Source organism: Clostridium zeae, assembly GCF_017312485.1.
GTDB lineage: Bacteria > Bacillota > Clostridia > Clostridiales > Clostridiaceae > Clostridium_AR > Clostridium_AR zeae.
Genome location: NZ_BMBA01000010.1, coordinates 34,913 through 55,423 on the forward strand (window position 1 = coordinate 34,913; position 20,511 = coordinate 55,423).

At 30.6% G+C, this 20,511-nt stretch carries 18 protein-coding genes, 1 tRNA gene and 1 other RNA gene; 6 read left to right on the forward strand and 14 right to left on the reverse strand.

Annotated elements, in window-relative coordinates:
- The first annotated feature begins 123 nt into the window (after window positions 1-123).
- From J3477_RS23780 to J3477_RS23795, 4 genes are read left to right on the forward strand one after another with little or no spacing between them, the layout of a single operon-like run.
- Complete coding sequence (locus J3477_RS23780; RefSeq protein WP_206872730.1) at window positions 124-729, forward strand: TetR/AcrR family transcriptional regulator; 606 nt, start codon at window positions 124-126, stop codon at window positions 727-729.
- Window positions 730-741: 12 nt separating this feature from the next.
- On the forward strand, window positions 742-1,482 hold the full coding sequence (locus tag J3477_RS23785; protein WP_206872731.1) for an HlyD family secretion protein: 741 nt from the start codon (window positions 742-744) through the stop codon (window positions 1,480-1,482).
- 11 nt (window positions 1,483-1,493) lie between these two features.
- Window positions 1,494-2,279, forward strand: a complete 786-nt coding sequence (locus tag J3477_RS23790) for an ABC transporter ATP-binding protein (protein ID WP_206872732.1) — start codon at window positions 1,494-1,496, stop codon at window positions 2,277-2,279.
- A 2-nt stretch (window positions 2,280-2,281) separates the two neighbouring features.
- The gene (locus J3477_RS23795; protein WP_206872733.1) at window positions 2,282-3,412 is read left to right on the forward strand and encodes an ABC transporter permease; all 1,131 of its coding nucleotides are present in this window, start codon (window positions 2,282-2,284) and stop codon (window positions 3,410-3,412) included.
- 123 nt (window positions 3,413-3,535) lie between these two features.
- Here J3477_RS23795 and ffs read toward each other — a convergent pair.
- From ffs to J3477_RS23835, 8 genes are all read right to left on the reverse strand, one after another.
- An RNA gene (gene ffs / locus J3477_RS23800) (signal recognition particle sRNA large type) lies at window positions 3,536-3,799 on the reverse strand.
- A 3-nt stretch (window positions 3,800-3,802) separates the two neighbouring features.
- Window positions 3,803-3,892, reverse strand: a tRNA-Ser gene (locus J3477_RS23805).
- Between the two features lie 149 nt (window positions 3,893-4,041).
- Window positions 4,042-4,821 (reverse strand): prolipoprotein diacylglyceryl transferase, encoded by a 780-nt coding sequence (gene lgt, locus J3477_RS23810; protein WP_206872734.1) that lies wholly within the window; start codon window positions 4,819-4,821, stop codon window positions 4,042-4,044.
- Between the two features lie 88 nt (window positions 4,822-4,909).
- On the reverse strand, window positions 4,910-5,383 hold the full coding sequence (locus tag J3477_RS23815; protein ID WP_206872735.1) for a hypothetical protein: 474 nt from the start codon (window positions 5,381-5,383) through the stop codon (window positions 4,910-4,912).
- A gap of 101 nt (window positions 5,384-5,484) precedes the next feature.
- The gene (locus J3477_RS23820; RefSeq protein WP_206872736.1) at window positions 5,485-6,228 is read right to left on the reverse strand and encodes a TIGR03943 family putative permease subunit; all 744 of its coding nucleotides are present in this window, start codon (window positions 6,226-6,228) and stop codon (window positions 5,485-5,487) included.
- 11 nt (window positions 6,229-6,239) lie between these two features.
- Window positions 6,240-7,142 (reverse strand): permease, encoded by a 903-nt coding sequence (locus J3477_RS23825; protein WP_228731354.1) that lies wholly within the window; start codon window positions 7,140-7,142, stop codon window positions 6,240-6,242.
- 12 nt (window positions 7,143-7,154) lie between these two features.
- Window positions 7,155-7,754, reverse strand: a complete 600-nt coding sequence (locus J3477_RS23830) for a GTP-binding protein (protein ID WP_206872737.1) — start codon at window positions 7,752-7,754, stop codon at window positions 7,155-7,157.
- Window positions 7,755-7,778: 24 nt separating this feature from the next.
- Entirely contained in the window at window positions 7,779-8,747 is a 969-nt protein-coding gene (locus J3477_RS23835; protein WP_206872738.1) for a CobW family GTP-binding protein, read from the reverse strand.
- Window positions 8,748-9,273: 526 nt separating this feature from the next.
- Here J3477_RS23835 and J3477_RS23840 point away from each other — a divergent pair.
- Window positions 9,274-11,301 (forward strand): M4 family metallopeptidase, encoded by a 2,028-nt coding sequence (locus tag J3477_RS23840; RefSeq protein WP_206872739.1) that lies wholly within the window; start codon window positions 9,274-9,276, stop codon window positions 11,299-11,301.
- 165 nt (window positions 11,302-11,466) lie between these two features.
- On the opposite strand, the gene galT is transcribed toward J3477_RS23840, so the two are convergent.
- The 6 genes from galT to J3477_RS23870 all read right to left on the reverse strand — a co-directional run bounded on the left by galT (window position 11,467) and on the right by J3477_RS23870 (window position 17,990).
- Window positions 11,467-12,978 (reverse strand): UDP-glucose--hexose-1-phosphate uridylyltransferase, encoded by a 1,512-nt coding sequence (galT, locus tag J3477_RS23845; protein ID WP_206872740.1) that lies wholly within the window; start codon window positions 12,976-12,978, stop codon window positions 11,467-11,469.
- A gap of 33 nt (window positions 12,979-13,011) precedes the next feature.
- A complete protein-coding gene (gene galE / locus J3477_RS23850; protein WP_206872741.1) occupies window positions 13,012-14,001 on the reverse strand; it encodes a UDP-glucose 4-epimerase GalE in 990 nt (329 codons plus the stop codon).
- A gap of 65 nt (window positions 14,002-14,066) precedes the next feature.
- The gene (locus tag J3477_RS23855) at window positions 14,067-15,227 is read right to left on the reverse strand and encodes a galactokinase (protein WP_206872742.1); all 1,161 of its coding nucleotides are present in this window, start codon (window positions 15,225-15,227) and stop codon (window positions 14,067-14,069) included.
- A gap of 616 nt (window positions 15,228-15,843) precedes the next feature.
- Window positions 15,844-16,566, reverse strand: coding sequence for an amino acid ABC transporter ATP-binding protein (locus tag J3477_RS23860; protein WP_206872743.1), 723 nt, complete (start codon window positions 16,564-16,566; stop codon window positions 15,844-15,846).
- A 1-nt stretch (window position 16,567) separates the two neighbouring features.
- Entirely contained in the window at window positions 16,568-17,212 is a 645-nt protein-coding gene (locus J3477_RS23865) for an amino acid ABC transporter permease (RefSeq protein ID WP_206872744.1), read from the reverse strand.
- Between the two features lie 13 nt (window positions 17,213-17,225).
- Window positions 17,226-17,990, reverse strand: a complete 765-nt coding sequence (locus J3477_RS23870; RefSeq protein WP_206872745.1) for a transporter substrate-binding domain-containing protein — start codon at window positions 17,988-17,990, stop codon at window positions 17,226-17,228.
- Window positions 17,991-18,350: 360 nt separating this feature from the next.
- Between J3477_RS23870 and J3477_RS23875 the strand changes: the two genes are divergently transcribed.
- On the forward strand, window positions 18,351-19,889 hold the full coding sequence (locus J3477_RS23875) for a P-loop ATPase, Sll1717 family (protein ID WP_206872746.1): 1,539 nt from the start codon (window positions 18,351-18,353) through the stop codon (window positions 19,887-19,889).
- Window positions 19,890-20,511 lie beyond the last annotated feature (622 nt).

Sequence of the window (20,511 nt, forward strand, 5' to 3'; positions counted from 1 at the left end):
CTTAGATTTTTAAACAAGTATAACTTGATTACTCTTAGAGAAATCTTATAATTATTGTTTACAGAATTGATAAAAAGGAATAATATAAAAGTGAGTAATCACTCATTTTAAAAGGAGGGTATTATGGTCCGTGAAAATAAAGAGCAAATAATTTTAGAAGCCGCCATAAAAATTTTTTCAGAAAAAGGTTTTAGTGCAACAACAACTAGTGAAATAGCTAAAAGTGCAGGAGTTGCTGAAGGCACTATATTTAGATACTTTAAAACAAAAAAAGATTTATTAACTGGTGCTATGGTAAAGCTTGTTGAAGTTTTTAGTGAAATGTTTATAACCTCTAGAATCAATAAAATACTAAAAGATCATGAAGGAATGGATCCAAAAATCACATTAAAAGCTATTGCTAAAGATAGACTAGATATAATAGACAAACATTGGGACTTAATTAAGGTAGTTATTACGGAATTACAGTTTCATGAGGATTTAAGAAATTCATTTTTAGTAAACATGGCTTCAAAAGGAAAACTGTTATTAGAAGACTTTATAAAATCCGGTATAGATAGAGGAGTATTTAGAGATATTAATCCTACAATAGTAGCACGAGCATTAGTAGGTACTCTTGGCATTTACATAGTTCAAAGACAACTGATTCCGAGCATCGTAAATATTAATGATGATGAACAAATTGATATGATTATAGATCTGTTTTTAAACGGCTTAAACAAAAAATAGGAGGATTGTAAAATGATTAAGAAAGTTATTTCTTTTATTCTATTATTAACAACATTAAGTCTAGCAGGTTGTAGCACAAATAAAAACTCCAACAACAATATTTATACAGGCACTGTAGAATCGGAAAACTTTAATATCTCTTCAGAAGTAACCGGAAAGATAAATGAGATCAACATAACAGAGGGTTCACTAATAAAATCTGGTGATAAAATCGTTCAAGTAGATTCAAAATCTTATGAACTTCAAAAACAACAAGCTGAAGCAACGCTAAAGATTGCTAAAGCTAAGCAATCAGATATACCTGACTCTGCAAAAACTTCTATCAAAGAAGAAGCACAAGGCGCAATAGATCAAGCTCAAGCATCTGTTGATTTAGCAAAACTTCAAATTGAAAAAACAACTATAACATCTTATATTGATGGTACTATAACTGAAGTATTAGTTCATAAAGGTGACCTAGTTACTCCTGGAATGAATGTGGCAAAAGTTACGGATTTAAAAAATAAATATATAAAAATATATATAGAAGAATCTAAGAGAAGTAAGGTAAAACTAAACAACTCCTTAACAATAAAATTCAATGATAAAACAGAAAAAGGTAAAATAACTTATATATCAGATCAATCTGAATTCACTCCAAAAAATGTTGAGACTAAAGATGATAAAGAAAAAACATTATTCGAAGTAAAACTAAAACTCGATGATAACAGCACAGCTACCCCAGGACTTATGGCAGATGTTATTCTAGAATAGAGGTGATATATATGAATGCTATTGAAGTTAATGGTTTAACTAAAAAGTTTGGAAACTACACTGCCGTTGACAATATAAGCTTTAACGTTCCAGAAGGAAAGATATTTGGATTTTTAGGGCCAAATGGTTCTGGAAAATCTACTACAATAAGAATGCTTTGTGGAGTACTTACTCCTACTGATGGATCTGCCCAAATACTAAATTATGATGTTACCAAAAATGTTTCTAAAGTAAAACAAAATATAGGCTATATGTCTCAAAAATTCAGCTTATATGAAGATCTAACAGTTAATGAAAATCTAGATTTTTATGCAGGTATCTACGGGCTTACAAGTAAACAGAGAAACGAGCGAAAAAAAGGCATAATTTCTATGGCCGGTTTGACTGGAAGAGAACATGTCCTAACTAGAAATTTATCAGGTGGTTGGAAACAAAGGCTTGCTTTAGGATGTGCTTTAATTCACAAACCTAAAATACTAATCTTAGATGAACCTACTGCTGGGGTTGATCCAGTATCTAGACGAATATTCTGGCAAATGATATTTACCCTAGCTAAACAAGGTATAACAATACTAGTTACCACTCATTATATGGATGAAGCTCAAAGCTGCGATAATATAGCTTTTATATTTAATAGTAAGCTAATAGCTTTAGGTACTCCTGAAGAACTTATAAAGCAAGAGAATGCCTCTAATCTAGAAGATGTTTTTATCAAATATGTAGAGAAATCAACTAATCAAAAAGTTCAATCATCTTTTGAGGATTTAAAATTTTTAATCGGTGAAGAGAGGTCTTAGCTATGAATATGCAGAGATTTTTATCCATAGTAAAAAAAGAGTTCATACAAATAAAAAGAGATAAAGCAAGCTTTGCTATAGCAATAATGATGCCTCTTATGATGATATTATTATTCGGTTATGCTGTAGTTACTCAATTAGAGGATATTTCTATGCTTGTACTTGACCAAAGTAATACTACAGAAAGCAGAGAACTAATAAAAAGTTTTGAGAATACTTCTTACTTTAAAGTTGTAGGAAAAGTTCAAAACCTGGACATTATTGATGATTCTATTAATAATGGTACCGCACATTCAGCTCTAATAATACCTCCTGACTATGCAGATAAAATTGCTAAGCATGAGAAGCCTACAGTTCAATTCATTGTAGACGGATCTGATCCAACCACAGCAAGAACAGCTTTTAGCAGTGGTGTTATGGCAGCTCAAAGTCAAAATTCTAAGTTGATAGAAAAGGTAACCTCTAAAACAATTATTGCTAACAATGCATCCGGTATAAACATAAGTACTAAAGTCCTTTTTAATCCAACCTTGAGGAACCAAAACTATACCATTCCTGGACTTATAGGACTTATAATGCAGAATATAACTATAATACTAACTGCTTTTGCTTTAGTTAGAGAAAAAGAAAGAGGCACCATAGAGCAACTTATAGTTTCTCCTTTGAAGTCTCCTGAAATAATCTTAGGTAAGCTTGTTCCTTATATCGTTATTGGATTTGCAGACTTTATTTATGCTTTAGTGCTAGGTATATACTGGTTTAATGTACCTGTCGCAGGAAGCATTCCTCTGTTAATATTCTTAGGTTCAGGCTTTGTTATCTGTGCTCTAGCAATAGGAATATTAATATCCACTATAGCTAAAACACAGCTTCAAGCTATGCAAATGGCCTTCCTTGCACTTCTTCCAAGCGTTCTACTATCTGGATTCGTTTTTCCAAGGGAGGCTATGCCTAAAGTAATACAATATATAGGAAATGTAATTCCATTAACTTATTTCTTAAATATAATAAGAGGAATTGTATTGAAAGGATTAACCATAAACTATTTAGTTCAAGATGTGACCTTATTATTTATACTTGGTTTAGTTCTTTTAACACTTAGTATAGTAAGATTTAGAAAAAAATTAGATTAGATTATTTCTGAAAGTATTGAAATATATAGATTTAATCGGCATAAAAGTTTTATATTTTCCTTTACAGTAAAAAAAGCCTTCCAGTATATAAATACTGAAAGGCTTTTACATTCAGATTAAAAGTCGTGCACCTCATGTCGACAATAATCTATGAGCGTTACCCATGCAGTTAGCTCAGGCCAGGCTGCTCCACGGCACACGACAGGAACCGCTTATCGCTGCTTCCTTCCGGACCTGACGAGGTTCACGGGCTGCCGTTGCGTGGGACCCAGCCATCAACACCACTTACATGGGGCAGGCCTCACAGATTAAGGCCTCGATGAGGAATTAAACCCTGCTGTAGCGGATTGCAGGTACAGGGCACCGCTAACTCCCCGTCTAGCACGACTATGGCGGACAGAGGGGGATTCGAACCCCCGGTAGAGTTTCCCCTACACACGCTTTCCAGGCGTGCTCCTTCAGCCACTCGGACATCTCTCCATACTATTGATGTAATCTGAATATATATTATTTAGTTGTCACGATTTTTATTATATCTGTTTATATATAATTCGTCAACATACAAATTTTATCCTCTGTTAGTATAGGTTTCTTAAAAATGAGGCATATAGATAATGCCCCATTATGTACTAATAAAATATTCCCTTTTTTCTTCTCAATATTGCAGTTATCATAATTATACCGAAAACTATACATAACCCACTTACTACTTGAGCAGTTCTTAGTCCAAAAGCCATATAAAGACTATCTGTTCTTAATCCCTCTATAAAAAATCTTCCTATAGAGTATAAAATCATATAACTACCAAGTACTATACCTTTATGATTGTTATTTCTCTTATAAAGTATAAATAATAAAATCAAGCAAACTAACACATTCCATAAAGATTCATATAAGAAAGTAGGATGATAATAAGTTCCATCTATAAGCATACCTTTTTGTATAAATGCAGGGAATTTGCTTATAAATTCCTTAGTAACAGCTCCGCCATGTGCCTCACCATTAAAGAAGTTTCCCCATCTTCCTATTGCTTGAGCTAATATTATGGAAGGTGCAGCTATATCTGCGAATTCAAAAAAATCAAGTTTTTTTACCTTGGTATATATAAGTGCAGTAACTAGTGCAAAAATTACCCCTCCGTGAATTGCAAGGCCACCCTGCCTAATGTTTATTATCTGATTTAAATTATTTTTATAATAATCAAATTCAAATACTACATAATACAATCTTGCTCCTATAATAGCCATTGGGAAAGCTATGATAAAAATATCCATAAGTTTATCGAAATCTGTTCCTTTTAATCTGCATGTGAAATAACCTAATGATAAAGCCGAAAGTACTCCAAATGAAATTAAAAGGCCATACCATCTGATATCAAGTCCAAATATATTAAATGCAACTGGATTCATTCTAACCCCTCCTCTTTAAAATACATAGCCAAAGTTTATATTAATTTTATCATAAAAGCAATAAAACTGTTAACTATTATTTTGCGAACTAATTTATATCTTTTAGGGTATTTACAAGCTTATCCGCTTTTAATAAATCCTTAACTGTAATATTATAGTATCCATCTGCTGAACCAAAAAATACATATGTTGATTCGATTTTATCTGAAGACTCAATAGGAAAAAGCAATCTTTCATAAGTTATAGAATGTATAAAACCTTTTTTAGATCTATACGATTGTGGTCGATTATATATAAACTCTAAAGATTCTGAACTATTTTTTATAAAATTATCTTTTTCACCATTACTTATATCAGATTGAGCATTTCTTATGGTAAACCTCTTATTTGTTAATGTTAATATCTCATTATATAGCTTATCCTGCTTAGATATAGTTATTGATTTTTGCATTTTATGAATTACTATTTCATCTGGTTTAGGGATAGCAGGATAAAGGCTTATAGATATTAAAGATATAATAAATAGAAAAAAAACTATCCATACAAACTTTATTCTTCTCATCTTAACCTCATCATATTTCCGTTGATAATAATTAATTTATTCTTATTACTTTAATATCGTAATTAAGTCACCGAGATTAACATCTATTTATACATTTACTTTTAATTTTGATATATATATTGATTAGAAGGCTTTTTAGTCACTTCAACACTCTCAGCTTTAATAATAGGTACTTCTATAAGTTTATTGCCTTCATAAATTGTAGTACTACTTAATGTACCTTTGATTTTAACCCATTGTCCATCATATGTTTTATCGAATTGAGATATAACTTTTATGCCAATTATTTGAGAATCTGCTGCACAACAACTCATTACACTTCTAGCTATTATAAACTCATTCTTGCTCATGCTACTATTCTTATATACAAGCCCTTCTGTTATGACCTTACGACCTTTAAACTTACCCATATTCTTTTCTATATCTTCTAAATAACAATAATAATTCTCACCAATTAACTCTATTACTCCATCAGGAATCTTGTCAAAATGATGGTGATTATCTCCAGTTACATCCCAATAACTCCTGGTTGAAAGCCTTATTCCCTTTAAATTTATCCCCTCAGTTCCCATATCTTTATTAGTAGCTAATCCTATTGTGATAATGGCAGCTATAAATATAAAGTAATCCTTTCTTATTCCCCCTCTATCAGGTACAGTAAATATCTTGAAGAATTGTATGAATGATATAACTAAAAGTACTCCTATTGCGAAAATCAAATATTTATTCATCTTAGGATGCACAAAATTAGCTATACCTGATGTTTTTAAAAGATATATTAACAGCATAGAGCTAAGTACCAAAATTAAAAACCATATAAGTTCGTTGATATTAAATTTCTTCATAGCCTCACCCCCTAATATATTAAACAGGCAGCTATAAAACAAAGTGAAAATATGCAGAATAGCAGCTTAAATACAAAACCTTTCTTGAATGTCGAAAATAGCATCACTGTATTTTTTAAATCTATCATTGGACCAAGAATCAAAAACGACATTACTGCACCTAGGCTAAAACTGCCTAAAAATGTACTTGCAACAAAAGCATCAGCTTCTGAGCATAATGATGACAAAAACGCGAAAAGCATCATCACTATTATTGATATAGGTATATTTTGACCTACCAAAGTTAGCTTGTCCCTTGGAACGAGTACCTGGCATAATGCAGCTAATGCTGCACCAATTATGAAATACTTTCCTATATCGTATAGTTCTTTGGATGAATGGTTCAAAATAGTTAGCAATTTTGATTTATTGCTTTGATATCCACTACATCCGCAATTACATTTATCCTCTATAAAAAAACCTCTTTCAGATAAGACATTTGAACTTCCATTTAATATATCTATTATATATCCTACTGTAATTGCGATTATAAGCCCAAAGCCAGCTCTATAAAACAATACTTTTATACTACCATTAAAGGCATAATAAGTAGACATCAAAACAACAGGATTTATTATAGGAGTTGCAAGCATGTATGTTACAGCAACATTTAGTGGCACTCCCTTCTTTATTAATCCTCTTCCTATTGGTACTGTGGCACATTCACATACCGGAAAAATCATTCCTACCAAAGCAGCTATTATTCCACCCAATATTTTATTCTTAGGTATAATTTTTTTTATAAGTTGCTCATCTAAGAATGTTTGTATAAAGGCTGATACTAGTGCACCAATTATTATGAATGGCAACGCCTCTAAAAAAATGCTAGCAAAAATAAGTGAAAAATATTGAACTATTCCAATAACATTATTCATTTTTAATCCTCTTTAAACAAATTTTTTAATTATATCACAATTTTTTACATCCTCATCAAGATTGATAGAACTATGACATCTTAATATATGTGCATGAAGGTTAATATCTTTTAATATTTGTTCCATTTCTTCTGCTTTCTTTACCCCTACAGAATCACAATTATTTAATACTATTAAATCAGCAGCTCTTAGATTGGGAAGGATTAGAGATGACATGTTCTTTAAAAACATATTCATTGTCACACAATCAACTACTGTAATTATTCCCATGACCTTTATCCTTTTTCTTAAACTATCTGAATTTAAGAAATTTAAAAATTCATCTAGATTACAAACTCCATTGCATTCAATTACAATCCTTTTAGGATCATTGAAGTTTATGTTATTTAAAAAGCTTTTATAATCTAAATTTTGATTATTTTTATATTTCCTTAATACAAGCTTTTTCTTTTTTAAAAATTCTTCTGATAGCTGAGCTTTGCCATTTTCACATTGTATTATGAGTGTTTCAGTACCTTCCTTTTTTGATATATCAATAAAGGACTGGAGAAACGATGTTTTTCCAGCACTCAAAAAGCCAGTAATAAGTTCTACTTCAATTTTTTTTAGCATTATTACCTCCTAGAACAATCAATTTTATAGATGATAAGAAAATAGTTCTTCTATCATTGCCCTATTTAAATCTATTCCTATTACAGAAATTCGTCTTGAACCTTCAGCTTTTATATAATTTATATTTATATAATCATTAATGTAATCAAATTGAATCCACTTATCATCAATCAATTCAATAATTCCTTTAGCCCTTATAACAAGTCCAACAGATCTCTCATCCTTCAATTTTTCTAGTATGCTTTTAATCTCTTCTACAGTAAATCTATTGGTAATTTCTTTAGACCAAACTTCAAATACATCATTTGCAGCACTATTCGTAGATATTCTAGAATTCCTTATTACATGAGTAATATTTAAAGTTTTTCTAGCCTGATTAGAGTCTCTCATTAAATCTTCTAATCTTTGCTCGCAAACAGTTAATATTCTTTGAGAAGATAATCTTTCCCATGGCGTTGTTATTATAGAGCATCTTGGATTTATCTTTCTTATTGCCATTACTACATGAGTAAATTCTTGATCACTGGTATTCTGAGTTCTACTAAGTATTACAGTCCTCGCATTTACTATTTGATTTGTATAAAACTCTCCGAAATTAGTTATATACATATCAAAGTTTTTTATATCAACTACCACAGCCTGGATGTTTATTTTTTTATTAGCTATGGTATCACATGTCCTAATAAGTGAAACTACTTTTGATAACTTTGCTACACCTGATGGTTCTATGATTAATCTATCTGGGTTGTAATCTTTTAATATGTCATCAATACTTTTAACAAAATCATTAGCTATACTGCAGCATATACAACCAGATACAAGCTCTTTTACTTTTACATCATTTTCGCGGAGTAAAGATCCATCTATACCAACTTCCCCATATTCATTTTCTATAACTACTACTCTTTCCTTATATAACTGTTCACTAATAAGTTTTTTTATCAAGGTAGTCTTACCTGACCCTAAGAAGCCTGAAATTATGTCAATCTTCATTTATAATGTCCCCCTTATATATTTCTTAGGAAATAGAAGGCTTAAATACAAATTGAGTTTAAAACCTACATTTATCTATAAATGCCCATTTTATTGCCTTAATAATTATATTCATCTTATATAATTATTTATACTAATCTAATGGATTTTAAATTACATATATTATTAAATCTAAAGTTTTTACAACAACATTATGTAACCTAAATATAATCATTCAGTTTTTGTTTTATAAATTCGCACATTCAATTATTAACATATTCATTTTATTTTTGTAAATATAAGATAATTAAAGCTTTTATTAAATCCACAAAGATATTTTGATTTTTTAACCAAATTCTCATTAAAATGGAACTTTATATATTTGTTTGAAAGATATAATATAAATTAAACTCTTTAATGTGTTAACTTAAGCCATCGTATTACTGTGGTTTAAATATTCTCTGGCCAAGAATTTTGGGGCAATAATTCTGGTTTAAGGGGCATTTATTTAGAGTAATAAACAAATCTATAAAAAGGGGGAACTAAAATGAAGAAAAAAATTATTTCATCTCTAATAGCTTTATCAGTAGTTACCACATATGCGGTACAAGCTAAAGCATTAGAACCAAGTATCAATACTAATGATAAAAAAGCAGAAATAGTGGACAAGCTTTCTAAATTAAGTGGAGGAAAGTTAAAAACTGATCTTCATAAAAGTAATGAAAAGGATGGAAAGTTACACGTTTTTGTTTCAGGAAAACTTTCAGAAAAGCAAAACATTGATGAAAAGTCCGCTTTAACATTCCTTGAAGACAACAGAGCTTTGTTTGGTGTAAAAGGTGATTCTAATAACTTTAAGGTTTTATCAATCAATAAGGATGATTTAGGATTTACTAATGTAAAAGCTACTCAATTGATGAATGGTATACCAGTAAGAGGTGCAGAAATCTTAGTTCAATTTAACAAAGATGGTATTGTTTCTAATGTCTCTGGTTCAGTAGCTAATGATATAGATTCTCCAAAATCATTAGTAAATTCCACTATTACAGATAAACAAGCTATTGATATAGCGAAAAAGCAATTTAAATTTAATTCTTTGAGTAAAGATCCTACTGTTGAAAAGCAAGTAATTGTATTAGACGGTAAAGCTTATGAAACTTACAAAGTTAATATCTATTATTTAGACCCAGAAATAGCTAACTGGGATGTATTTATCGATACAAATTCAGGAAGTGTAATTGATAAACAGAGTAAGATAAGATTTGATGGAGCTGCTACAGGAACAGGAACAGCAGTAGATGGAAGCTCTAAACCATTAAATTTATATCTTTCTGGATCATCATATCAAATGATAGATACAACTAAACCAATGACAGGTCAAATAAAGACTTATACTGCAAATAACAAACAAGTAGAACCTGGTACTCTAGTAGCCAATAGTTCTTCAACATTTAATACAACAGCTTTTAAGGCATCTGTAAGCGCTCACTATTTTGCAGGAGTGGTTTATGACTTTTATAAAAACCTTCTCGGACGAAATAGTATAGATAATAATGGCATGTCAATAATTTCTACAACCCACTATGACACTGCCTTTAACAATGCTTATTGGGATGGTAACCAAATGGTTTATGGCGATGGTGATGGTACTACCTTTACCTACCTTAGTGGTGATTTAGATGTAATAGGACATGAATTAACTCATGGAGTAACTCAATATACTGCTAATCTTGACTATCAAGATGAACCAGGTGCTTTAAATGAGTCAATGTCTGATGTAATGGGTGTATTAATAGAAACCTATGATAGATATAATGTTAAAGGCGGAGGAACATGGCAGTTTAATTCATCAGATTGGGTAGTTGGAGATGATGTTTACACTCCTGGAACCGCTGGTGATGCATTAAGAAGTCTAGCTAACCCTACATTGTATGGACAACCAGCTAATTATAGCGATTACGTTCATACTACTAGCGATTACGGCGGAGTTCATACTAACAGTGGTATAACCAACAAAGCTGCATATCTTGTAGCCCAAGCTCTTGGATGTGAAAAAACTTCTAAGATATACTACAGAGGATTAACAACCTATATGACTGCATCAACAGACTTCCTTGGTGCTAGAAATGCTCTAGTGAAAGCTGCAACAGACTTATATGGTGCTTCTAGTGCAGAAGTAACAGCTGTAAATAATGCATTTACTACCGTTGGAATAGGTGCTACATCAGTAAGCGATCCATATGAACCAAATGACTCTACAAGCCAAGCTTATGCTATAACTTCTGGTACAACCTATAGTTCATATATATCTACATCAACTGATAAAGATTACTATAAGTTAAGTGCTACTGCCGGAAAAGCTATAAGTGTAAGCTTAACAAACTTACCAAAAGATTATGATTTATATCTATATAATAGTAGCGGTACCTTAGTTGCCAAATCAGTTAATGGTTCTACAACTTCTGAGAGTATAAGTTATACTCCATCAGCAGCTGGAACTTACTATGTGTTAGTATTTGGATATAACAGTGCTTATAGCACTGCTACTAAATATAATTTAAAGGCTACATTTTAAATTATAAACAAAAAAAGAACTAGAGGGCTACTCTAGTTCTTTTTTGCTGTATACAAAAATATATAATTTTTGTGCTAGCTAATCCAACAATTTCAATTACTATTTATCTTTTAGGACAGTAAAAAACCAAACTTATTCACCTATAATTGAACTTATTTATTAAAACTATAAATTCATTATAAAGTCATCAAAAGCTTTTAAACCCGCTTCATCTCTCTTAAATACACCTGCATGCTCAAGAACCTTTATAAACTTTAGTCCAACTTCTTGTTTAATTATTTTATCTACATTAGCATCATCTATATTGTTATATCTACAAGTTATATCTTCTGCCCACTTTTTATGCTTAAATATATTAGAGTCCTCTTTAATACTTTGTATTTTGTCCTTATTTATTAAATATCCCTCTAATTCCTTCAACTCATCTTTCAATCTAGGTGGAAGTACTGCCAAACCCATTACTTCTATAAGTCCTATATTTTCTTTCTTTATATGATGAAGTTCTTCATGTGGATGAAAGATTCCAAATGGATGCTCTTGTGAAGTCCTATTATTTCTAAGCACTAAATCAATCTCAAATAAATCTCCTCTTCTTCTTGCTATAGGAGTTATTGTGTTATGCGGTGCATTTTCTGTAAATGCACTGATGTCTACCGACTCATCAGAATAACTTTTCCACTTAGTAAAGATATAATCAGAAAACTCAACTAATTTCTCTATGCTATTAGATTGTAACCTAACAACACTCATAGGCCATTTTACCCTTCCAATTGATATTTCCTCAAAGCCTTTAACTGTATAACTTTTTTCAATAGGAGCTACTGCCATTGCAAATTCATAGTTTCCCCCCTGAAAATGATCATGAGTTAAGATAGATCCCCCTACTATTGGTAAGTCTGCATTAGAACCTATAAAGTAGTGAGGAAACTTTTCAACAAATTGAAGTAATCTTAAAAATGTACTTTTCGTTAACTTCATTTCTTCATGCTTATCTTTTAATACAATACAATGCTCATTATAATAAATATAAGGTGAATATTGCAGATACCACGTTTCTTTATTAAGCTCTAAGGGAATTATTCTATGATTTTGTCTAGCTGGATGATTTAATGTTCCTTCATAGCCTTCATTTTCCTTACATAGAAGACATTTGGGATATGAGCTTGATGGAATACTTTTAGCTTTTGCTATTTCTTTGGGATCTTTCTCTGGCTTAGATAAATTTATGGTTATATCTATATCTCCATATTCAGTGTTTACCTTCCAACTCAAATTCTTTTTGATTCTATCCATTCTTACATAATTAGAATCTATACTCAATTTATAAAAAAATTCAGTAGACCTTTTCTTATCTAAGTCATATAAAGAGTAGAATTTTTGTATTACTTCAGAAGGTCTACCTATCAGGCATCCCATAATTTTAGTATCAAATAAATCTCTAGAAACAAACCCACTATCCTTTAGAATATTATTGTCCAACGCCCAAGTGAGTATGCTATCTAATATAGGCTCTAATTCTTCAAATTCCTCGCCTGCTTCAATGCACTCAAGTTCTTGCAACTGCAACACTTCCATCAATCTATTCCTGGTATATATCCTATCTAGTGGATTAATTAATTCTTTATTTATAGCATATTCTAATAGTCTTTCTATCTCTTTTGAAATATTTATATCCATTTCTCCATATCCCCTATAATTTAAAGTAGCTTTTTATTCCTCAAATCCATTTACATGACTCTCATGAAATTTCCAAGCAGCTGCTATTATCTCTTCAACATTATTATACTTAGGCTCCCAGCCTAAGATATTTTTAGCTTTTTCACTTGATGCAATAAGAACTGCTGGGTCTCCAGCTCTTCTTGGACATACTTCTGCTGGTATTGAATGTGATGTAACCTTTCTAGCTGCATCTATCATTTCTTTAACAGTAAAACCACTGCCATTTCCTAAGTTAAAAACATCACTTTGCCATCCATCTCTTAACTTATTAAAAGCTAATATATGTGCATCAATAAGATCTTTTACATGTATATAATCTCTTATACATGTTCCATCCTTAGTCTCATAATCTTCTCCATAAATACTTATCTTTTCTCTCTTATTTAAAGGAACTTGTAATATAAGTGGAATTAAATGAGTTTCAGGATTATGAGCTTCTCCTATTAATCCGTTTGGATGAGCTCCTGCAACATTAAAATATCTAAGAGCTATATATCTTAAGCCATGTGCCTTATCAGCCCACTTCATCATCTTTTCCATAGCAAGCTTTGTTTCACCATAAGTGTTAGTAGGTTCTGTCTTATCAGTCTCAGTTATAGGAACTCTTTCTGGCTCACCATATACTGCTGCAGTAGATGAAAATACTATTCTTTTAACATTATTATCAATCATAGCTTCAAGTAATACCTCAGTACCATAAACATTATTGTTATAATATTTTAATGGTAATTGCATGCTTTCACCAACAAGTGAATTAGCTGCAAAGTGAATTACCCCCTCTATTTTGTTATCCTTAAAAACTTTATCAAGGAAACCGTAATCCCTTATATCCCCTTCATAGAACTTAGCCTCCGGATGTAAAGCTTCTTTATGTCCAGTTTGAAGATTATCAACAACAACTACTTCTTCTCCTCTTTCAATAAGCTCATACACACAATGAGATCCTATATAACCTGCTCCACCACATACTAAAATACTCACAACAATCATCTCCTACATATTATAGTTAAATTTTTACTACTTCTATAATAGTTTAACAGTTGTCTTTATAATTTTCTAGCTCCATCACCTATTTGAGCTACATAGAAGGTTGCCTCATATCCTATCTTATCTTTATAACTAGAACCTACATTTTTAATAAATTCTTCTACTGCTTCATTATTTACTATACTTACTGTACATCCACCAAAGCCTGCTCCAGTCATCCTTGATCCTATAACTCCATCTTGTTCCCATGCTAACTCTACTAAAGTATCAAGCTCTATTCCAGTAACTTCATAATCATCTCTTAATGATATATGTGAATCATTCATCAACTTTCCAAACAGTTCTATGTCTTTATTATTTAAAGCCTCTACAGCTCTTAAAGTCCTTTGATTTTCATAAACTGCATGCTTAGCTCTTCTTACATTAACTTCATCTTTTATTAAGTGTTTATATTTTTCGAACTCTTCTTCCTTAAGCTCACCTAGGGATTTTATATTCAATTCCACTTGTAAGTCTTTTAATGCTTCTTCACACTGGCTTCTTCTCTCGTTGTATTTTGAATCAGCTAAGCCTCTTCTCTTATTTGTATTTGCAATTACAATAGATGAACCCTCTATATCTAACTTAGCATAATCATACTTTAAAGTATTGGTATCTAATAGAATAGCACATCCCTCTTTACCCATTCCTATAGCAAATTGGTCCATTATACCACAATTTACACCTATGAAGCTATTCTCAGCCTGTTTGCCGAGCTTTACCATCTCTATCATGTCTAAATTAAAAGCAAATAAATCTTTTAATATTACAGCAGTAGCAAGTTCAATTGATGCTGATGAAGATAGACCTGCACCATTAGGTATATTTCCATAAAAAAGCACATCTAATCCACTATCTAGCTTATACCCATTATCCCTAAATGCCCATAAAACACCCTTTGGATAGTTAACCCAATCATGCTCTTTTTTATAAGTTAATTCATCTATTTCAAATTCTATAATTCCTAGGTCATCAAAGTTTTTGGAGTACATTCTTACTTTCTTATCGGCTCTTTTCTTTGCAACAGCATAAGTACCAAAAGTTAATGCACAAGGAAATACGTTACCTCCGTTGTAATCAGTATGCTCTCCAATAAGATTCACTCTTCCTGGCGCAAAGTATACTCCGTCTTCCTCAGTTTCAAAAATAGCTTTAAAGTCATGTCTTAAACTTTCTACCATTATAAATTCCTCCCATAATAATTTAAAAATATATAAATTCACATCAGTTTTGTTTTCTAAATACTAACCGAAAAGGTTATCATATTTAAATTGTATATCTTTTTTAGTAAAACTTCAATACTTTTTTACTTACTTTTTACTATGTTTTACTCATATATTTTTCTGAATCTACCTTTTATGAAGGTACATAAAAAGATACTGTCAAATCGACACTTTTTATTATATACTTAAAAAAACTATCAAAATAATTAAAATGACTATTTTTAGCTATCATAAAAACTAAATCTTTTATATAAACAAAAAAAGTGATTTAACACTGAAATTAACTTCAGTATTAAATCACTTTTAATATAGGTGCTACTAAAGCACCGTGTTGAAATTAATTGGTTAATCATCCGACGCTTTAATGAGCTTACGCAAAGAATTAATATGATTTTATCATATTCCATGGCTAAAACTGTAAACTCACTACGTCGAACAGTACAGTTTCTTAACGCCATTCCATCTGAAAAAATCATTTAATTCTATTAGCTCTCTCATATAGCGTCTCCTGTATAACCAACTAATTACAACAATATTCTTAAGCATAACCAAGATTATAAATCTTAACTTTATTCTATAAAACTTTATTTAAGAAATCTTTAGTTCTAGCATTTTTAGGATTAGAGAAAATATCTTTAGGATCACCTTGTTCAACAATGTATCCACCATCCATGAAAATCACCCTATCAGCAACTTCTCTAGCAAACCCCATCTCATGAGTCACTACTACCATAGTCATTCCTTCATTAGCTAGTTCTTTCATAACCTGCAATACTTCTCCAACCATTTCTGGATCTAGAGCAGATGTAGGCTCATCAAAAAGCATTATCTCTGGATTCATAGCTAAAGCTCTCGCTATAGCAACTCTTTGCTTCTGCCCACCAGATAAATTGTCAGGATACTCATTAGCTTTACTAGCAAGCCCTACCTTTTCTAAAAGCTCTAAAGCTTTCTTCTTTGCTTCTGCCTTATTCATCTTCTTTAGTTCAACTGGTGCCAATGTAATATTATCAATTACATCTAAATGAGGAAATAAATTAAATGATTGAAAAACCATTCCTATCTTTTCCCTTATCTTATTTATATCAATTTTTAAATCACTAATAGCTTCTCCGTCTATCAATACACTTCCGCCATCTATATCTTCTAGCCTGTTTAAACATCTAAGTAGCGTACTTTTGCCTGATCCAGATGGACCTATAAGACAAAGCACCTCGCCTTGACTTACATGTAAATCAATACCCTTCAATACTTCTAACTTTCCAAAATGTTTCTTCAATCCATTAACCTTTATCATTTTACATGCTCCTTTCCATTCTCTTAGAGATGATAGAAAGCAATGTTATAATTACGAAATACATCACTGCTACTGTACCCCATGTCTCAGTTGGCTTAAAGTTAGCTGCAATTATTATTTCACCACTTTGTGTAAGCTCTCTTATTCCAATTACTGATAATATTGAAGTATCTTTTAGGGATATTATAAATTGATTTATTATCGCAGGAGTCATTCTCTTTATAGCTTGAGGTAAAATTACCTTAGCCATAGCTTTAGAATATGGAAGTCCTAAGCTTCTTGCAGCTTCCATCTGACCTTTATCCAATGACTGTATACCTGCTCTGAAGATTTCTGCCATATAAGCTCCGGCATTTAAGCTTAGTGCCAAACATCCAGCAAACTCAGCTCCAATTTTTATATCCAAAACACTAGGAATAACAAAGTAAATAAAGAAAGCTTGTACAATAAGAGGTGTACCTCTTATTATGTAAATATAAATGACTGCTATAGACTTTAGCACCTTATTCTTAGATATATTAAAAAGACCAAATACTATTCCAAGTATAGATGCGAAAAATAATGAGATAACGGTAAGCTTAATAGTTACCGTTAATCCACTTAATAAACTTGGGAGGCTATCTTTAATTATAGAAAAACTATCCATTTAGAACCTCCTACTACTTTTTGATATATTTTGCAAGTATTTTATCATATTCGCCATTTTCTTTAAGCTTCTTTAAGCCAGCATTGAATTTATCAAGTAATTCCTTGTTCTTTCCCTTAACTACTGCAAATCCATATTGATCTTTAGTTAATCTATCACCAACAACTTTTAAAGTAGGTGTAGAATCAGTTGAAATCTTATATGCTATAACTGGATAATCTTCAAAAGTAACGTCTGAGTTTCCGTTTATAACTTCTTGGAACATTGATGGAGAATCATCAAAGTATCTTATAGTAGCACCATATTTATCTTTATTATCTTCTGCAAATTTAGCACCAGCTGTGCCTTTTTTAACAGCAAATATTTTTCCTTTTAAATCATCTGCTGATTTTATCTTATCATTATCAGCTTTTACTACTATTGAAATACCTGCATCAAAATATGGATCTGAAAAATCTAATGATTTCTTTCTTTCATCAGTTATACTCATAGCAGCTATTGCAGCATCTATTTGATTTGAAGTCATACCAGGAATTATACCCTTAAAGTTCATCGGCTTTAATTCATATTGAAAGTTTTCGCTTTTTGATATAGCCTCAAGTAATTCCATATCTATCCCTATGTATTTTCCGTCCTTTTCATATTCAAATGGTGCAAATGTAGCATCTGTCGCTATGACATATTTCTTACTTGTTCCTTCATCTTTCTTTGAACATCCAACAAAAGTAGCCCCTAAAATAGTAACTGCTGTAAGCAGTGCTAATGCTTTTTTTAACATTATTATTTCCCCCTCCATAATTTAAAAGACGCCCTTCAAAGGGTATAGAATACCCCTCAAAGAACGCCATTGTTCTTCATAATATATTATTATTGTTTACTTAACATAATAATATTATATTTACAAAATGCAAGTTGGTCAAGCTATTTATTCATTTTTTCTTATAGTAATATTTTCATATATGTATAAATGAAATTACATTAAATATTTGTGTATTTATTAGAATGTTTTTCTTGTTTTATATATATATTAAAGTATAGTAACAATATATTTTTCTATAAGTAACAATTCATTGGAATTTTTTTGAAATTGTATTATAATATTATTAATGTTTATATTAAAACTTAGTGGGTGATTTTATTGTCTAAGAATATTGATCTTTTTAATGATAATATTAAGCTTAAAGATATATTTATCGGTTACGCTAATGGTGAAAGTGAATCCACTGAAAAAAATTTTTTGGACTTATTTTATATAAATAGCAATTATGACGAAATAATCTCAAACAAAAATAAATTCATAATTTCAGGACGCAAAGGTACTGGAAAAACAATACTAGCTAAATATATCGAAAAGAATTATTCAAACAATGGATATCTATGCACCACTAGAAAAATAAGTGATTTCAATCTGCAAAGCTTAATTGATCTAAATGAAACAGTACTTCCCAAAAGTGAACTTTCAGTATTTTGGAAATGGACAATCCTTCTAGAGATATGTAAGTTAATATTATCAGGTAAACCAAATCCACATAATATGAAAACAGCTTTTTATCATAATAGGTTAAAACGATTTTATTGCAATCTTTATTCAGATAGTATTTTTACTGTAAACTCTTATAGTAAAAGCAGCAATAATAAACTTGGTGGAATAGTAAAAATCCCTACTGCCCTAAATGAAATAAACACTTCAGCAGAAATAGCTTATAACATAACTAAAAACTTTCAAAAAAATAAGTATTATAATCTTCTTAATAAACTAGATTGTTTACTAAACAAGTGTTTACCAAATTATAATCTAATATTGATATATGATGATTTAGATGAATTTCAACGAAATATGCAAGATGATTTTTCATATATAGATCTATTACTTTCATTGATTGCTGTAAGTAATGACATAAACTTAAAACTTGTAAACACTAACTCTTCAAATAGTCGTATACTCATATTACTTCGAGATGATATTTTAAATATGCTTCATTTATATTCAGCTAATCTTAATAGACTTATTGTTGACTCAGAAGTGAATCTGAATTGGCCAAAGACTAACTATAAGGAACCTTGGGACAATCCATTAATGGATATGGTTTTATCTAAGATTTCTGTTTCTGTAAAAGATTTTTCTAACATGAGCAAGGAATGTATTTATAGAAGGCTCTTTCCTGAAAAAATAAATCATCAAGAGGCATCTGATTATCTTATGGATTATAGCTTTGGACGACCAAGGGATATCATAAATTATTTAAACATTATAAAGAATACCTATCCCAATGCAAAATACTTTGGTTCTCAACTTTTTACTAGTTGTAAAGCAACCTATTCAAGTAAATTTTTAAATGAATTGGAGAATGAACTATCTATTCATAATAATCCTAAAGTAGTCCAAGAATCTCTAAATATAATAAGAGACCTTAAATATCAGACCTTTGACTATGCTACCATAAAAAATTTCTATAATAAGAATATCACCAATTACCCAAACATAACCAGCATAGACAATTGTTTGAATTTTTTATATAAGTTCGGTGTTCTAGGTAATACAAAGAATATAAGCAGAAATATCAAAAAACCTAAGTACAAGATAACATGGTGTTATGGAGATGGGGGTTCATCAAACCCTAATTTTTCAGAGAAATTTATAGTTCATTATGCTTTGAGAAAAAATTTTGGTATATAGACTACTATAAAAACTTCTAAAGCCATTGAACTATCTAGGTTTAATGCACATAAAAATTTTATACTTTCCCTTACACTAAATAACAAAAGGCACCTTGGCAGGTGCCTTTCTTCACGGGCTCTTTCGTCCCAAATTTAACGGGCTCATTCGTCCCAGGATAATTGTTATTATCCTTCAATATTTTATCTATATACAATATACTCTCGTACATTTTATATTGTTACCAATTTTGAAAATTATTATTATGCTTCAATCCTAGCAAAAGCTTCACATTTTACATTCAACTTCAAACCAATTTAAATTATATCACCGAACTATTAATTTATTCAATATAAATTTACATTTTATTACTTTTAATGAAATGTCATTTATATATACATGAACCACTTCATAATTAAATTTATATTATCAATTTCACTAATAAACTTGATGCGTTCAGAAAATGTTTTTCAGATTAAATAAGCACATCTTAAACTCACAACTCTACATTTATATTATTAAAATCACTATAATATGAACATTTTATATTTGCACGGATTACTTTTTTGTTATTTCTTATAATAATGTTTAGTTATACAATTTTTGCTTATTGCGCTTAGAGACTAAAATTAAAGCTACTACA

What these genes read in the sequence shown, in the direction of transcription:
- J3477_RS23780 (WP_206872730.1), top strand. Translation starts at nt 124, where the DNA reads ATGGTCCGTGAAAATAAAGAGCAAATAATTTTAGAAGCCGCCATAAAA.
- J3477_RS23785 (WP_206872731.1), top strand. Translation starts at nt 742, where the DNA reads ATGATTAAGAAAGTTATTTCTTTTATTCTATTATTAACAACATTAAGT.
- J3477_RS23790 (WP_206872732.1), top strand. Translation starts at nt 1,494, where the DNA reads ATGAATGCTATTGAAGTTAATGGTTTAACTAAAAAGTTTGGAAACTAC.
- J3477_RS23795 (WP_206872733.1), top strand. Translation starts at nt 2,282, where the DNA reads ATGAATATGCAGAGATTTTTATCCATAGTAAAAAAAGAGTTCATACAA.
- lgt (WP_206872734.1), bottom strand. Translation starts at nt 4,821, where the DNA reads ATGAATCCAGTTGCATTTAATATATTTGGACTTGATATCAGATGGTAT.
- J3477_RS23815 (WP_206872735.1), bottom strand. Translation starts at nt 5,383, where the DNA reads ATGAGAAGAATAAAGTTTGTATGGATAGTTTTTTTTCTATTTATTATA.
- J3477_RS23820 (WP_206872736.1), bottom strand. Translation starts at nt 6,228, where the DNA reads ATGAAGAAATTTAATATCAACGAACTTATATGGTTTTTAATTTTGGTA.
- J3477_RS23825 (WP_228731354.1), bottom strand. Translation starts at nt 7,142, where the DNA reads ATGAATAATGTTATTGGAATAGTTCAATATTTTTCACTTATTTTTGCT.
- J3477_RS23830 (WP_206872737.1), bottom strand. Translation starts at nt 7,754, where the DNA reads ATGCTAAAAAAAATTGAAGTAGAACTTATTACTGGCTTTTTGAGTGCT.
- J3477_RS23835 (WP_206872738.1), bottom strand. Translation starts at nt 8,747, where the DNA reads ATGAAGATTGACATAATTTCAGGCTTCTTAGGGTCAGGTAAGACTACC.
- J3477_RS23840 (WP_206872739.1), top strand. Translation starts at nt 9,274, where the DNA reads ATGAAGAAAAAAATTATTTCATCTCTAATAGCTTTATCAGTAGTTACC.
- galT (WP_206872740.1), bottom strand. Translation starts at nt 12,978, where the DNA reads ATGGATATAAATATTTCAAAAGAGATAGAAAGACTATTAGAATATGCT.
- J3477_RS23855 (WP_206872742.1), bottom strand. Translation starts at nt 15,227, where the DNA reads ATGGTAGAAAGTTTAAGACATGACTTTAAAGCTATTTTTGAAACTGAG.
- J3477_RS23860 (WP_206872743.1), bottom strand. Translation starts at nt 16,566, where the DNA reads ATGATAAAGGTTAATGGATTGAAGAAACATTTTGGAAAGTTAGAAGTA.
- J3477_RS23865 (WP_206872744.1), bottom strand. Translation starts at nt 17,212, where the DNA reads ATGGATAGTTTTTCTATAATTAAAGATAGCCTCCCAAGTTTATTAAGT.
- J3477_RS23870 (WP_206872745.1), bottom strand. Translation starts at nt 17,990, where the DNA reads ATGTTAAAAAAAGCATTAGCACTGCTTACAGCAGTTACTATTTTAGGG.